16 protein-coding genes are annotated in these 15,004 nt (G+C 40.8%); 4 read left to right on the top strand and 12 right to left on the bottom strand.

Features of this window, described 5'->3' with window-relative positions:
• Positions 1–71: 71 nt before the first annotated feature.
• From D2V08_RS06530 to D2V08_RS06505, 6 genes are all read right to left on the bottom strand, one after another.
• Positions 72–461 carry a DUF6168 family protein gene (locus D2V08_RS06530; protein ID WP_119607243.1) on the bottom strand — a complete coding sequence of 130 codons (390 nt, stop codon included), beginning with the start codon at positions 459–461 and terminating at the stop codon, positions 72–74.
• The gene (locus tag D2V08_RS06525; RefSeq protein ID WP_119607242.1) at positions 458–688 is read right to left on the bottom strand and encodes an AtpZ/AtpI family protein; all 231 of its coding nucleotides are present in this window, start codon (positions 686–688) and stop codon (positions 458–460) included. The genes D2V08_RS06530 and D2V08_RS06525 overlap by 4 nt, the downstream gene beginning before the upstream one ends.
• Positions 666–1,085 carry a bactofilin family protein gene (locus D2V08_RS06520; RefSeq protein WP_119607241.1) on the bottom strand — a complete coding sequence of 140 codons (420 nt, stop codon included), beginning with the start codon at positions 1,083–1,085 and terminating at the stop codon, positions 666–668. The genes D2V08_RS06525 and D2V08_RS06520 overlap by 23 nt, the downstream gene beginning before the upstream one ends.
• Positions 1,086–1,105: 20 nt before the next feature.
• Positions 1,106–3,637 carry a type IX secretion system periplasmic lipoprotein PorW/SprE gene (gene porW, locus D2V08_RS06515; protein WP_245980520.1) on the bottom strand — a complete coding sequence of 844 codons (2,532 nt, stop codon included), beginning with the start codon at positions 3,635–3,637 and terminating at the stop codon, positions 1,106–1,108.
• A gap of 101 nt (positions 3,638–3,738) precedes the next feature.
• On the bottom strand, positions 3,739–4,434 hold the full coding sequence (locus tag D2V08_RS06510; RefSeq protein WP_119607240.1) for an ABC transporter ATP-binding protein: 696 nt from the start codon (positions 4,432–4,434) through the stop codon (positions 3,739–3,741).
• Between the two features lie 21 nt (positions 4,435–4,455).
• Entirely contained in the window at positions 4,456–5,925 is a 1,470-nt protein-coding gene (locus tag D2V08_RS06505; protein ID WP_119607239.1) for a DUF5687 family protein, read from the bottom strand.
• Between the two features lie 117 nt (positions 5,926–6,042).
• Here D2V08_RS06505 and D2V08_RS06500 point away from each other — a divergent pair, with 117 nt between their 5' ends.
• Complete coding sequence (locus D2V08_RS06500) at positions 6,043–7,089, top strand: ferredoxin--NADP reductase (protein ID WP_119607238.1); 1,047 nt, start codon at positions 6,043–6,045, stop codon at positions 7,087–7,089.
• A 180-nt stretch (positions 7,090–7,269) separates the two neighbouring features.
• Here D2V08_RS06500 and D2V08_RS06495 read toward each other — a convergent pair whose 3' ends face one another.
• A complete protein-coding gene (locus D2V08_RS06495) occupies positions 7,270–8,043 on the bottom strand; it encodes a patatin-like phospholipase family protein (RefSeq protein ID WP_119607237.1) in 774 nt (257 codons plus the stop codon).
• A gap of 248 nt (positions 8,044–8,291) precedes the next feature.
• Here D2V08_RS06495 and D2V08_RS06490 point away from each other — a divergent pair, with 248 nt between their 5' ends.
• Positions 8,292–8,627, top strand: a complete 336-nt coding sequence (locus tag D2V08_RS06490; protein WP_119607732.1) for an arsenosugar biosynthesis-associated peroxidase-like protein — start codon at positions 8,292–8,294, stop codon at positions 8,625–8,627.
• A 123-nt stretch (positions 8,628–8,750) separates the two neighbouring features.
• On the top strand, positions 8,751–9,839 hold the full coding sequence (gene arsS / locus D2V08_RS06485) for an arsenosugar biosynthesis radical SAM (seleno)protein ArsS (protein ID WP_119607236.1): 1,089 nt from the start codon (positions 8,751–8,753) through the stop codon (positions 9,837–9,839).
• Here the strand turns inward: arsS and D2V08_RS06480 are convergent.
• From D2V08_RS06480 to D2V08_RS06465, 4 genes are all read right to left on the bottom strand, one after another.
• Positions 9,836–10,774, bottom strand: a complete 939-nt coding sequence (locus D2V08_RS06480) for a hypothetical protein (RefSeq protein WP_147374077.1) — start codon at positions 10,772–10,774, stop codon at positions 9,836–9,838. The two genes, arsS and D2V08_RS06480, sit on opposite strands and share 4 nt — an antisense overlap.
• Before the next feature lie 86 nt (positions 10,775–10,860).
• A complete protein-coding gene (locus D2V08_RS06475; protein ID WP_119607234.1) occupies positions 10,861–11,910 on the bottom strand; it encodes a glycosyltransferase family 9 protein in 1,050 nt (349 codons plus the stop codon).
• Positions 11,894–12,499 (bottom strand): DUF4254 domain-containing protein, encoded by a 606-nt coding sequence (locus D2V08_RS06470; RefSeq protein ID WP_119607233.1) that lies wholly within the window; start codon positions 12,497–12,499, stop codon positions 11,894–11,896. The genes D2V08_RS06475 and D2V08_RS06470 overlap by 17 nt, the downstream gene beginning before the upstream one ends.
• A 41-nt stretch (positions 12,500–12,540) precedes the next feature.
• Complete coding sequence (locus D2V08_RS06465) at positions 12,541–13,470, bottom strand: DUF6427 family protein (RefSeq protein WP_119607232.1); 930 nt, start codon at positions 13,468–13,470, stop codon at positions 12,541–12,543.
• 39 nt (positions 13,471–13,509) lie between these two features.
• On the opposite strand from D2V08_RS06465, the gene D2V08_RS06460 reads away from it, so the two are divergent.
• A complete protein-coding gene (locus tag D2V08_RS06460; RefSeq protein WP_119607231.1) occupies positions 13,510–13,731 on the top strand; it encodes a DUF6341 family protein in 222 nt (73 codons plus the stop codon).
• On the opposite strand, the gene purD is transcribed toward D2V08_RS06460, so the two are convergent.
• Complete coding sequence (purD, locus tag D2V08_RS06455; RefSeq protein WP_119607230.1) at positions 13,726–14,997, bottom strand: phosphoribosylamine--glycine ligase; 1,272 nt, start codon at positions 14,995–14,997, stop codon at positions 13,726–13,728. The two genes, D2V08_RS06460 and purD, sit on opposite strands and share 6 nt — an antisense overlap.
• Positions 14,998–15,004: the final 7 nt, after the last annotated feature.

The following is a 15,004-nucleotide window of genomic DNA, read 5'->3' as shown; positions in this document are numbered from 1 at the left end:
TGGTCAAAAGAAAAAAGCTTTTTTGAGTATTATTTTTTTCTTTGTTTTTTTTGAATGATTTGAGGGCTTTATCACACAGTATTAAGCAGTTTCACCAAAAAGAAGGTTTCCAGAACAAGCGCAAATCCGTAGGGAACAAAAAACACAAGAAACTCCAACCGCTCCAATACACCGTCTTGATTAAAGTCTGGATATAAAAAAATAAAGAAAAGCGTAAATTTTAAAAGACTGCCACCCAAAAAAAAGAAGCCTAGTAAATCCCGGTATTTATCCCGGTAAGCATAAATGGCAAAAAAAACAATCAAGGCCATTATGGCATTCAGCGTATAGCTTTTGGTTAGTTGAACCGAAGAAAGGTCATAACCATTGTTTTCCAAAAACCATGCTTGGAGGTAGAACAAGAGGAGTAATCCAACTATTAAGATGGATACAAAAAGAATCGGGTAATACCTGATTTTCAATCGTTGATTTTTTTCAATTGTTGCATCACCAAATATATGGAAATCGCAACGGCCAAAATAGTGCAGATAGGCAAGAACACTTTTTCAGTCTCAAAATGTACATCGAGCCATTTACCTCCCCAAACCCCCAAATAAATAACAACGCCCATTTGAATGGCGGAACCAGACAAACGGGCGGCTGTATTAATCGTCTTTTTATATTTTTTAGGAGGCTTTTGCTGGCTCATCTTTTTTTGTGGACTGCATTTTTGGGGCGGATACAGCTCCTTTTCCCATGGTACAGGCAGCATTGAAAGTAGCTCCTGGCTCTACGGCCAATTTGGCCACGCTAACGGTACCTTCAATGGTTGCAGACGATTTAAGGGAAAGTAAATCCTTTACCATAAGTTCTCCGTTAAACCTTCCTTCTATATCAGCATTTACACATTCTACTTTTCCGTTAATATAGCCATCCTTTCCTATGACAACTTTACCGGATGTGGTTACGTTACCCTCCAATTTACCGTCTATCCTAAAATCGGCTTCGGAGGTAATATCGCCCTTAATTTTAGTGTTCTTTTCAATTCTATTGGGCTGTCCGCCAAATTCATTCATAGGTCGGGGTTTTTTGTTGTCAGAAAACATTGTGTTCTAGGATTTTGGGGTTAAAATTGTGCTTTGTATGATTCTAAGTTCTTGTGGACTTGTATGATTTTGTAATTATCCGATAAAACTACAAAATTCTCATCTTTAATAAGGTAGTCCCTATTCTTTTTTATAAGTTCTGCGAAGCCGAGGGCAAAGTCCTTGGAGCGGAAACCGTGTACCACGACAAACTCATCTTCCAAATTATAGATGTCCTTGGAAACCATATTGTCATAGCGCAGTTCTTCAATTACCTCTACCAAACGTTCTTTAAGTTTCGTAGCCTTTTCATCATTTTTGATTTTAAAAGGGAAGACTACTTTCCAGTTCCCTGTTCCGGAGGAGCCAGTTTCTGGGGAGAACACATTATTCTCCAACTTAGGCAACTGTTCTTCCACCATTTGCTCCGCTTTTTTTCCTTCGGGATTGTTGGGATACGTAAGCGCCACATAGTTAAGGGCTTCCTTGAAGGGCTCAAACCCCTGCAAACGACCAATGGCGTTCGCTTTCAGCATTTCGAACTTGGGCACGATAGGGTCTCCAGTAAACTGGTTGATATATTCCTCGGACTGGGTAATTACCCTTAAAAATTCTTGCTTTTGATATTGTTTGAACAAAGCTGCGTATCTGGCATCTGGGCTGTCCGAATTTCCATCGAGCACTGCCTGCGGGTTTAGCAAAATTTCTGCATATCGAGTATCGGGATGATTCGTGACAATGTTTTGCTTCATGCTTACAGCCAGCGGACTTCCCGTTTCCTCGTAAATTTTATAAAGGTTGTATTTTGATGGGAGTATCAATCGCTCTTCTGGATTCGATGATAATACGCGCTCTAATTTCGCAGCAGCCAGCAAATTGTCTTTGAACTTTTCCTTATAAATCAACCCTAATTGATAATTGGCAAAGTTCCGTTCGCCTTTAAGACTGTCTATTTTGGCCACATCAGTTGGAACTTGTCCCAAATAATAATCGACCGAATACTTTTGATCCTCGGTTAAATTTTCCTCACTGCTAACAATTTCCTCGCCCGTTGCTTCGGAAATGGAAATTTTAGACCTGTTGCTCCAGCGCCAATCATCTTCCAAACTTCTATTGCCCCAACGGGTCTTGAAGTCGTTTTTACCATACCCCAAACTGGTAATATTATAGAAATAGAATTTGCCCTGGTTCTCTTTACCTCCCTTGCTATTGGAAAAAGTTGCGAAACCAGCAGTGGTTCGTTTCAATTCTTTTTCAGCTGCCGCTTCCTCTTTGCGCTTCATTTCGGCGATGTAGTCTTCGAAATAAGCCTTACGTTCTGCGACTGGCATTTGATATAAAGTGATTACGCTATCGGCATGCTGCACTATATCTTCATATTTAATAACGTCCTCTAGGTTATCCAGCCTCTTTTTAATGCTGCGGTGCTTTCTTGTATTTTCATTGAGATTGGTCAGGGTACTATCATAGTAAGAGCCTGCAACTCTATACTCATCCTCATCAAAATAATAATCCGCCAAACTCTGATAATTCAGGGCGTTCAGTTTACGTTCCCCTTGGTTTTCCTGTAAAGATTTGTTATAATAGGCCAAGGCCAAACTATCTTCTTCATAGGCCATGTGATATTGGGCTACTTGCCTGTAGATCTTGTCCAAGAAGGGTCTATTTTCCCTGTTCTCTTCTAGATCGGTAAGGTATTCCAACATTTCCTCTTTGTTTCCCTCGGTAAGCTCTGTATTCTGTATTTTTTTAAGGTGCGCATTGATCATGTACACCCTGGGCGATTTGCGGTTGAGCTCGATAACCTTGTTGTATGCATAGTTGGCGCTGTCCTTATGTCCCAATTGATCGTACAATTGCCCGATTATAAAAAGGTACCTCCCCTTTTCTGGGTTCTTTTTGGTGTAGGCTTGGGATATTTTCAATTTTTGGATGGCCGTATCCGGTACATTCAGGTTGATGTAGCACTGGGCCAAAACGGCATTGGCATCAGCATACTCTTGATCTTTGAGCGATTCGTATTTGAACAAACGCTTTAGATTTTTGATGGCCACTTCGGGATTGTCCAAACGCATGTTGGTTTTTTCCCTCCAAATAGTAGCTTCGTTCAACTTATCGCTCTCCACGTATTTCCGAAGGATATAGTTGAAGGATTCCAAGGCGGGAATATAGCGCTGATCGAAATAACGTGCTTTTCCCAGCAGCAAAAACGCCTCGTCTGTTTGCGGGTTGCGCTCCTCGTCCTTAATGTCCATACTGTGCTTTTGGATGGCCTTCGTAGCCTTTTCCTCCGCAATGATGAAGTTGGGGTTGTTATCTTCGGAATCGAGTTTTATCTCATCGGTGACCTTAAGTCGTTCCACTGGAAGAATTTCCCAATAATCGTCCCTATAGTTGGCATTGATTTCTTCCAGCCCTTGTTGAAAGGCCAGATTACCATTATACAAAGTGTTGTACTTGGTGTTGAGTGCATGCCAATTTCTGTTGACAAACTTGTCTTTTTGGGTGGAACATGCATTAAATACAAGTCCTCCCAAAACAATGGCACCTAAAAATGTATGATGAAGCTTCAAAATTATCGATAATCTTGTGTAACCTTAAACTCAAAAAAAAGCAGATTATTATAAGGCTTATCGATAAAATGCAAGAATTTTTCTTGACTGATTTTCAAACCTCAACCCGCAAAGAAAGCTTCCAGTTCTTTCATGGTCTCCGCAGAAGTATGGAGGTCCTTTACAATTTCTCCCTTGTTCAGTACCACGATACGTTCACAGACTTCGGTAACGTGAATCAAATCATGACTGGAAACAAGCACCGTTACGCCTTCTTTGGCTGCCAAATCTTTAATGATTCCTTTTAGTCGAATTTGGGTGGTCGGGTCCAAATTGGCGAAAGGCTCGTCCAAAATTACCACTTCGGGGTTACCTATAAAGCTGGCCACAATGCCCACTTTCTTTTGGTTTCCTTTGGAAAGGTCCCGCAAATACTTTTTCTGCCCCAATATCTCATCGTGGAAAAAATCATCAAAATTGGACAGTAGGGCGTCCACATCGGCCTTGTTTCTACCGCGGAGTTCTCCGATAAAGTAGAAATACTCTTCTGGAGTTAGATACCCGATCAAAAAGGTTTCGTCAATAAAGGCAGAAGTGAATGGTTTCCAGGCTTCACTCTGATCCACTTGCACATCGTTATTTATAACGTGCCCCGATGAAGGTTGAATCAAATCCAACAATAGACTAAAAAGGGTGGTTTTCCCTGCCCCATTGTTACCTACCAGGCCAAAGCTTTGTCCTTTGGGAATTTCGAGTTGGTCAATGTTCAAAACGGTTTGTTCGCCGTAAGTCTTGGTTAAATTATGAACTGTGATCATGTATTTTTTATTAATGGTGTGTTATTTCTGTTTGTATGCTTGTAGCGTTTTGTACTTTTCTTTTTTGTAGATGCCCTCGATCATGGTAAACACCCTTTCTTTGAAAACAAATCCAAGTAACCCAAAAACGGCCACAAAAATGTATCCTGCCGCTGGGCTAATCAAAAAGTGGCCAATGGCATAGATTAAAATGGGCAATGCCAATTTAGGCAAAGTGAGCAATAGTGTTTTGGCGTTAAAGGCCTGCTTGTCGCCAAATGCCTTTTTATTAGAGGTAAGCTCAATCGGAGTTTTTACATAGGCCCCTCCCCAAAGCACCAAGTAACTGTTGATTCCAATATTGTAAATGGCACCGACCAATACTGCTGCGTAGGCCTCCCATCCAAAATAGAGATAAAAAGTGGCCAAAATGGTGGAAATGATAGTTGCAATAATGACCAAATACCATTTGGACGACAAGTATTCCCTGTATTTAATATTCTGACTCATCATGAGGGGATAATAACTACTGTCCCAACTGGGTACGTATTGTCCAAAGCTGAACAAGAACCCTCCGGTAACAAAAATTCCGGCAAAGATTTTCCAAAAAGGACCATCATAAACTTCCAGAGCTCCCGTAAAAAATAGCAATCCATAAAAAATAAAGAAGAAGCCCATAATTACAGCCGTTCGAGACCTCTTGTTTCTTTTGATAAGTTTGATATCGTTTTTCAAAAAAGTTCCCAAGTTGCCAAAGCGATCTAACCATTCCAAGTTCTCTGTTTTGGCCTCGGTCTGTTTTTTGGCCAAACCACCATCCAGATACATGTGCTTTTTAAAATAGGAGAAGGCTCCATAATACATTCCTGCCAAAATCATCCATGGGATTATGGCTGTCCATGGCATATCATAGAAAAAGTCGAAAATAGGTTGTGTATAAATGGTAATATCAAACCATTCGTAATATTGTGAGGCTCCTGCCACGATAAATAAGGCGGCAAACACATAAAAAATAAAGTTCTGGTTGTTCACCATAACATTTAGGAAGTTGTTACAGTAAAAAAGAGCCATCAAAGCTAAGTGCCAACCTATAACTTGTACCGGTGGATATCCTTCCACGAGCAACACAATACTAAAAGGAATAAAGAAGAATGCATGGGCAATGTTAAAGAATGAAATGACCGTTTTCCCCAACGAAAAGTTGACCACTTTGGTTTTGCTCATAGGCAAATACAACAAAGGTTTAATATTGGTGACGGGCATTTTTTGCAACATGTACCTAAATACAAGGTCGAAGGCCAGATAATAGACCATAAACTGATTGACCACACGCAGAGGGTCACCGAGTTCCATGTCTTCAATAATAAAATAGGCTCCGACACCCATTCCCAAGAAAACCGCAATAAAGTAAAGTGCCCCCAGGGCCATCAATATTTTAAACCAGATTTCTGTTTTAAAACTTGCAGACCTAAAAAATGACTTCCATTGGAGTCCAATAAAATGTTTGAGCATGGTTGGCTTTTTTTAGTTGGTGTCTAATTTATCGGATTTGTTACAAAACCTATGCTTTTTCTTAAAATAGATGCTCAAAAGGAGTGTAATGCTTAATTTTGCAGCAAAATTCTTTACATGAGCGAATCCCATGCTTTAAAAATAGCCGCGGTGGACAAACTAACCCCAAATGCCGTGGCCCTTACTTTTGATATTCCGGAAAACCTTAAAGAAGTTTACAACTTCAAGGCGGGACAGTACATAACCCTAAAACATGAATTGGACGGAAAGGAGCTGCGCAGAGCATACTCTATTTCTTCTCCGCCATCTTCAGGAAAATTAACAGTGGGCATCAAAAAAATGGAGGACGGAACGTTTTCTGTGTACGCCAACGAGAGTTTAAAAGCTGGTGACACTATGGAAGTTATGCCTCCAGAAGGTCGTTTTGTTTTTGAGGCTACCACTCCACAAAAAATTGCTGCATTTGCTGCTGGAAGTGGCATTACCCCAATTATGAGTATTGCCCAAACCGTTTTGGAAAGCGATCCGGAAAACACCTTTGTGCTGGTATTTGGAAACCAATCCCCGGAAGAAACCATGTACTTTAAGGAAATTCAATCCATAAAGGAAAAATATGGTGAGCGATTTTTTGTACAATATGTGTATAGTAGGTCCAATGTAGACGAGGCCTTGTTTGGAAGGATTGAGCGATCAACAGTAAATTTTGTGCTAAAAAACAAGTTTAAGGGAACAACGTTCGATGGTTTCTACCTGTGTGGACCGGAAGAAATGATCCATCAGGTGACCGATACTCTAAAAGAGAATGGTGTTGCAGAAGATAAAATTCATTTTGAGCTTTTTACTAGCGAGGACACCGAAGATAATCTTGCCGAAGAACTGGAAGGTAAAACCCAAGTAAAAGTAATCTTGGATGATGAGACCTTTACTTTTGTTATGGATAAAAAGGAATTGGTGCTCGACGCGGTTTTAAAACAGGACATCGATGCTCCGTATTCTTGCCAAGGTGGTGTTTGCAGTAGTTGCATTGCCCGCCTTACCGAAGGGAAGGCCGAAATGGTAAAGAACCAGATCCTTACCGATGGTGAGATTGAGGAGGGTTTTGTATTGACTTGTCAATCACATCCCACTACATCTAAAATTACCGTGGACTACGATGATGTGTAATCTTTCAATTTATTTGATTGAAATTCGTCAATTCGAGTGATTTTTCTAGAGTGAATGCGAATAAAAATTGTATCGAGAATTAGAATTTAGTTACATAAAATCTTGTTCTCGATACTTTTTCCCAAGGAAAAAACTCGAACTGACATTTACCCAAATGTAAAGCACCTCTAAATTGAAGGGTTAAATCTTCGATAGCATCTTTTCCAAGGCCCTACTGCCATGTTCATATCCTATATTGAAGGCATTTTCTATACCTTTTTTATCCAACACCCCAATTTGATCTAGTTCTTTGGGTTCAATAAAAAGGTCGCATTCGTGTAGTTTCTCATCGTTGGATGCATGGATCATTAAACTGGTCACTCGTCCAGTAAGTTGAAAGGAGTTCCGTAAATCCTTCTTTTGTAATGGTACAGTGACGGATACATTACTACCAATGATAAACTCCGTTTTATCCTCCACATATTCCTTTGGAAAATTGTTCATGATGCCTCCATCTGCATAAAGAATGTCATCGATATCCACTGGACTGAACACAGGAGGTAGAGCGGCCGATGCCAGCAAGGGTTTAATTAGTTGACCCTTATTAAAGACTTTTTCCTTGCCACTTAGCAAATCGGTGGCGACCACGTACAAAGGTCTTTCCAAACTTTCAAAGGTATTTTCTGGGAAAAATTTCTTAAAAATGCTTGCATAACGCTCTGTATCAATAAAGCCAGGTTTATTTATGGTAAAAAAACTGTACTGGAACAATGGTACCTTTTTAAAAAAATCGAGCATTTCTTCCACTGTGTTATTGTTGGCGTACAAGGCTCCAACCAATGCTCCGATACTTGTGCCCGCTACCACGTTGGCCTCAAGATTATGTTCGCGCATGGCTTTGATCAGTCCGATGTGCCCCATTCCTCGAACACCACCTCCCGAAAGTACGAGACCTATGGATTTGTTTTCAAGCATTTTTACTGTTCTTGTTATCGATGACAAATGTAACCTATTGATTGATTTCTTTTAATATGTTACTTGATTCAACTCCATTTTCGCCAACTTCGCTCAATGGCATAAACATCTGATTTCCAAAACTAGGCACAACTTTAGTGATGAATGCATCCTTTATCATAAGAAATTGTAATCTTTAATGTGGACTTGCGACCAAAACGAATAGTGATATTTGTTGTATGTTTAGGAAGAACATTAAAAAAAGAAACATGGCCAAATCATATTACGACCCTGCAGATTTAAGAAAGTTTGGTAAGATTACCGAATGGAGTGAGGAACTGGGCAATAAGTTTTTTGATTACTACGGAAAGGTTTTTGAGGAAGGAGCACTCAGTGCCCGTGAAAAATCATTGATTGCCTTGGCCGTATCGCATGTGGTAAAATGTCCGTATTGTATTGATGCCTACACTAAAGATGGCCTACAACGGGGGATTACCAAAGAAGAAATGATGGAAGCTGTACACGCAGGGGCCGCCATAGAAAGTGGCGCCACCTTGGTACATGGTGTGCAGATGATGAACAAGTACGACAAACTTTCCATGTAATTTTGAAACGCTTCGCTTTTAGACATTAGAGCGCTACGCTGTTAGATGTTGGACACAAGATGTAGAAGAACAAAATATAAAGTGGAAAGTAAAAGTTTCCGCGGTGATTATAGAAATTAAAAAATGGCACAAAGCATACTTACAGACCTAAAAAAAGCAGCGAAAAAATCCTTAAAGGCACAGAAAGATGCATTGGCCAATGCCCAAATGCAATTGGAAATCTTGAATGGTGAACTTTTTGAAGATGGAGAGCTTCCTTATTTCAAGGATAAAATTGCAGAAACAAATCAGTTTCCTTTACGTCCTAAAACACTGGAAGTACTTCAAATCAATGTGGGGTACATGTGCAACCAGGTTTGTGGGCATTGTCACGTGGATGCGGGGCCCGACCGAAAGGAAATCATGACGCGGGAGACCATGCAACAATGTCTGGATGTAATCCGAAACACGGGGGCCCATACGTTGGATCTTACCGGCGGCGCACCTGAAATGAATCCTGATTTTCGCTGGTTTGTGGAAGAAGCCTCCAAAGCGGGTATCAAAGATTTTATTGTACGTTCCAACTTGACCATTATTTTGGCCAACAAAAAATACCAAGACCTGCCTGAATTCTTTAAAAAGCACAATGTGCATGTGGTGTCGTCCATGCCACATTACACCCGCGGTAAAACGGACAAGCAACGTGGTGATGGTGTTTTTGACAAATCCATCAAGGCGTTACAAATGCTCAACAAGGTAGGATATGGCATGCCGGACAGTGATTTACGATTGGATTTGGTGTACAATCCTTCGGGGGCATTTTTACCTGCTGACCAAGCTGCGATGGAGCACGATTTTAAAAAAGCATTGAAAGAGGATTTTGATATTGATTTTCACAACCTTTTTGCCATAACCAATTTGCCGATTTCACGATTTTTGGACTACCTCATCGCTTCCGACAATTATGAAGATTATATGTACTCCTTGGTAGAGGCCTATAACCCTGCCGCAGTGGAAAGTGTGATGTGCACCAATACTATCTCTGTGAGTTGGGACGGTTGGTTGTACGACTGCGATTTTAACCAGATGTTGGATTTAAAAGTGGCAAGTAAAGTAAAGCACATCAAGGATTACAACGATGATGTACTGAACAATCGGGACATTGTTATTTCACAGCATTGCTACGGATGTACTGCCGGTGCGGGAAGTAGTTGCCAAGGAACGGTGGCTTAATCCACTACGGAAGGGAACACTCCACGTGTGCCCATGTCCAAGACATTTTCGCCCAACAAAGGTTCGTATTTGCCATTGCCATTACCGTCCTCCCATTCAAAACTATTGTTAATGGATACGACCACTTCAATGTTGATATCCTCGGTTGCATTCGCGGATATCACCAAAGCCGATGGAAATTGTCCCGTCACTACACATGAGCCTTCCGGAACCGGAGAAGTATCGTTAATGGGATTGGGCACTGTGGTCTGGGGGGCATCGCCTTGGGTTACTTGTGTAAATACAAATCCTTCAATATTTCCCTTGGTTTCCAATCCAAAATACCCTTGTGCCTTGTTACCGTTTACCGTAACAGTTTGGTCTTTGATTACGTAGCTGCCAATGTAAGTGTTGTACCCTAAAAAGGAAGCAACAATACCGTCTACATCAATATTATCGTCTACTCCTTCCGGCCAATCGGGAATCTCTGTTTCCGCTCCTTCCAAATTATATACAATTGTATACTTCTGATATCCAATCGAGGTTCGAATATACTCATAACTTCCTGCTGCAACATAGCTCAGCGGAACACTTAGCGTATTGATTTCTTCGTTAAAAAATACCTCGCTGTCAAAGTCAATGGCCAATGCACCCCCACTTCCCGTGGTTGCGGTAGAAGTGATGGTAACCCCCTCATCGTACGGTGTAAATTTATCCGGATACAGTCCTATAAAATGAAGTCCCAAAATCTCAAAGTCAGGGTTTTGTGCTGCATTTCCTTCCGGGACCGTTACAGGATTGCCCAAATTGTCCAAGCGTTCCGCATCGGCATCCATTATAAAAGTAATGTTCAATCGGGCAGCTTCCTCAACCGGAGTCCCTGTTGATTGGTCAACAGAACAGGATAGCATCGAAATTCCCATCAATACGGAAAAAATCAAGTTTGTCTTTTTCATAGTTTGTTTTTTTATGTGACTTGGGCCAATGTCCAAAACGGACATGGAAAGTTATGAAAATGATGCAACATCCTGTAATAGGTTGCTCAACTCTCCAGAAGTCCCATCAACTTACCCAAAATCTCCTCTGGCTTGATAGTTTTTATAGCATTTTCATACCCTTCGGGCACCTTGTTACCGTATACCGAGGTTGGAATTAACGGATACGTTGCTCGGTCTGCTAGAAGTGCATTCTCCAAAGGCTGACCAAAAGGGTAAAAACCTGCATAGGGGTGGGTGACACCCCAAACCGTGACAACTGGAATACCATAATTGGCAGCCATATGTGCATTACCACTGTCCATGGACAGCATCACATCTAAATTGGAAATGAGTTGTAATTCTTCGGAAAGATTTAGCTTGCCTGCCATGCACAAGGCATTTTCGTAGGTATGGGCCAACCTTTCCAGCACTTCAACTTCCTTGGCCCCGCCACCAAACAATAATATTTTATACTTATCAGTATTATTAAGTGATTTGATTACCTCCTTGGTGAGTTCCAACGGGTACATTTTGCCTTCGTGGGCTGCAAAAGGGGCGATGCCCACCCATTTTTTGGCGTCTTGCTGTGCGAACTCAAGCACCTTCGCTGAGAGTTGAACTCTTTCCAAAGGTTTGGCATGTGATAAATCAATGGGATAACCGAGTTCGGCAAAAACATCCGCATATCGTTGATGAGTAGTTTTTAATTGCTGAAAAACTTTGTTCTTGGATCGGGTGAGTGCTTTTTTTTCCTTTCGGCCTTTGTCAATTTGAGCAAATGGTATGCGTTCCAACGCAAAATACTTTTTAAGAATGCGGCTGCGCAGCACATTGTGCAAATCCGCCACAGCATCAAACTTTAAGGGTTTCAACTCTTTGTACATTCGCCAAAGACCCATTAATCCTTTGTGCCGTCTTTTAACGTCTGCCTCTTTAACTTGTACGTTCTCCAACCCATCAAAAATGGGCATGAACGGTTTTTTGGTGAGAACAGTAAGTTGTAGCTGCGGATATTCTTCGGCAAGTGCGCTGATCATAGGCACGGTCATCGCCACATCACCCATGGCAGACAACCGAATAAGCAAAATATGGGTCTGTTTACCCTTTTTGTCCACGAAGCACAGGGTTTAGTTCGTCATCGTTGTACATTTTCATCTGTTTGTAGACTTTCATATACTTGTCTCCCGCTTCAATATCAGCCAACAATTGGTCAATAGCTGTAGAAAGATCCCTTTTCTGCTCCAAGAGTATAGCTAGTTTATCACTACACTTTTTAATATGCTCCGGTGAGGCGTCTGTTCGATTCACCTCTTCTTGCATATGATAGATTTTCAACGCTAAAATGGAAAGTCGATCTATTGCCCAAGCAGGGCTCTCTGTATTGATGGTTGCATCGTTCTTAATCTGGACCGATTGGTATTTATTCAAAAAATAACTATCGATATACTCTACCAAATCCGTGCGATCCTGATTGCTCGCGTCAATCTTTCTTTTGAGGTCCAATGCGGCCATTGGTTCAATCTCCGGGTCACGGATAATATCCTCATAATGCCATTGTACAGTATCTATCCAATTTTTTCTGTAGAGCAAATGCTCAATCTTATCCTTTGGATAGGGATTTGAAAATTCTTGGTTCACATCATCTTTAATGTGATAGGTATCTATACTTTCCTGAAATATCTTGAAGGCAAAATCGCTGAACATAGCTTAATAAATTTGTTCAAAGATATTGCTTTATGATGTACTTATTTCAGGTGAAAGGCAAAAAGCACCAAGGCAACCACTATTGAGAGTATCAAAACTACTTCTTGGAGTTTTCTTTTTTTAATGCTTTCGAAATAGTTGGTCAGAAAAACGGCTGCTGGGAAAAAGGTGATCAACACAGGAGAGGCATCGGCCGGAGTAAAAAGAATAATGCCCGTTCCCAATAAAAAAACAAGAAAAACAATTCTAAGCAAAAGCAGTTTGCCCCCACTTACATTTCGAAGTCGAACAAAGACCAAAATTGATATGATAATCGTCAGAATAAGGTAGGCCAATGTTTTAATATTCAACACTTGAAAGAATGATTTGGTAGTGAACAGGCCTAACGAGAACTGATAATGGTTTTCAAAATAATCCAAAGAACCTTTCAATTTGAGTATGGTGAACGTTAAAATAAAAATTGTCGTCATCCCCAAAAATGGCACCAACCAGTTTTTGAATGTCTTGCGGTCGTAAACCCCAATTACAAAAAAAACGAGGAGCATAAATGCAATGGCCCAATCGTAAAACAAGCTGGCAATGGCAATTAATAACGAGGCGTCAAAAATCTTGTGCTTTACATTTCTTATGGATTTGATGGATAATATTCTCCAAAAGGCCAAGAGTAGAAAAAAGTTGGCAAAAATTACGTTTTGAAGAACCAACTCATCGGAAAAAGCTACAATCAACAGCACAAAAAAGACCATGGTGTAGGAGTTGGACTCCGTTGCCTTTTCTGCCCTAACAATTAAATTAATGATAAAAACCGCCAGCAACAACGCCACGAACAACAAGATTTCCAAGGGAATAACCTCATTGATTCTTTGTTCTCCCAGCTGAAAAAATATATTGGCGAAGTAAAAAAGAAACAAAAAGATGGCAAGGACAATATAATTTATGGGTTTTGTTTTTCCGAAAAAGCTTGAAATCATCCTATCTTTTGCTACTTTTGTAGAGTAAATATAACCAACATGAGCAAGTTTTTTTACGGTATAGAAGACTTATTTGTAAACTACCTTTTCGCACCATTGGATTTTTTCCGCTTTATGCATAGCTGGTGGGGTGCCAATACCATTAACTGGATTTTCTTTGTTATTGGTTTGATCGCTGCCGTTTATTGGATGGGCCAATTGAAAATTTTCAACGATAGCGGTGAGGAAGACAAGAGCATTAGCTCTCACTCTTACCTATAGATCGAATCCTAAATCTTTTCGGTAATACATTCCATCAAAATGGAGCTTTTCCATATTTTGATAGGATTTTTGTAGTGCTTCCTTAAAATCTTTCCCAAAGGAAGTGATTGCTATTACACGGCCGCCATTGGTCACTATTTTGCCATTGGACAACTTTGTTCCTGCATGGAACACGATGGAATCTTGAATGTTTTCCGTTCCTGTAATCTCCTTGCCTTTTTCATAGGCTTCGGGATAGCCCCCCGATACAGCCATAACCGTTGTTGCTGCTCTTTCATCAATTTGAAGGCCCACTTGGTCCAAAGTTCCATTGGCCATGGCCAAAAGCACCTCGACCAAATCAGTTTTGAGTCTTGGAATTACCACTTCGGTTTCCGGATCGCCCATACGAACATTGTATTCGATTACCTTAGGTGCGTTACCTACTTTTATCAAACCAATAAAGATGAAACCAACATAGGGCAAATTATCCTTTTTAAGGCCGTCTACGGTAGGTTTTACAATTTGACGCTCTATCTTTTCCATAAAGTCCTTATCGGCAAAAGGAACTGGAGAAATAGCCCCCATGCCCCCTGTGTTGAGTCCGGTGTCTCCCTCGCCTATTCTTTTGTAGTCTTTGGCCGTTGGTAGCACTTTATAATTAGTACCGTCAGTAAGTACAAAGCAGCTCAATTCAATACCGTCCAAAAACTCTTCGATGACCACTGTGGCACTTGCATTTCCAAATTTGGAATCGACCAACATGGATTTTAATTCGTCTTTGGCTTCTTGGATATCTTGGAGAATCAAAACACCTTTTCCTGCTGCGAGACCATCGGCCTTGAGCACGTAAGGTGGTGCTAGAGTTTCCAAAAACGCATAACCCTTTTCCAGTGTTTCACTTGTGAAACTTTGATAGGCCGCTGTTGGAATGTTGTGGCGCATCATAAATTCTTTGGCAAACTCCTTGCTTCCTTCCAGTTCCGCGGCTGCTTTTTCTGGCCCAATTACTGGAACGGATTTTAGTTTGTCATCATTCAGAAAAAAATCGTGTACTCCATTTACCAAGGGGTCTTCCGGTCCCACTACCACTAAATCAATGTTTTCTTTCAACACCAATTGTTTAATGGCTTCAAAATCGTTTACACCCACCTCAACGTTTGTGGCTATTTCAGCAGTTCCCGCATTACCGGGAGCTACAAATAATTTAGATGTTTTAGGACTTTGAGAGATTTTAAGGGAGATGGCATGCTCACGGCCGCCAGAACCCAAGACCAAGATGTTCATGATTCAA

It is taken from the genome of Flagellimonas lutimaris, from assembly GCF_003581615.1.
Taxonomy (GTDB): Bacteria; Bacteroidota; Bacteroidia; order Flavobacteriales; family Flavobacteriaceae; genus Flagellimonas; species Flagellimonas lutimaris.
This window is presented reverse-complemented; position numbering and strand designations above follow the sequence as displayed.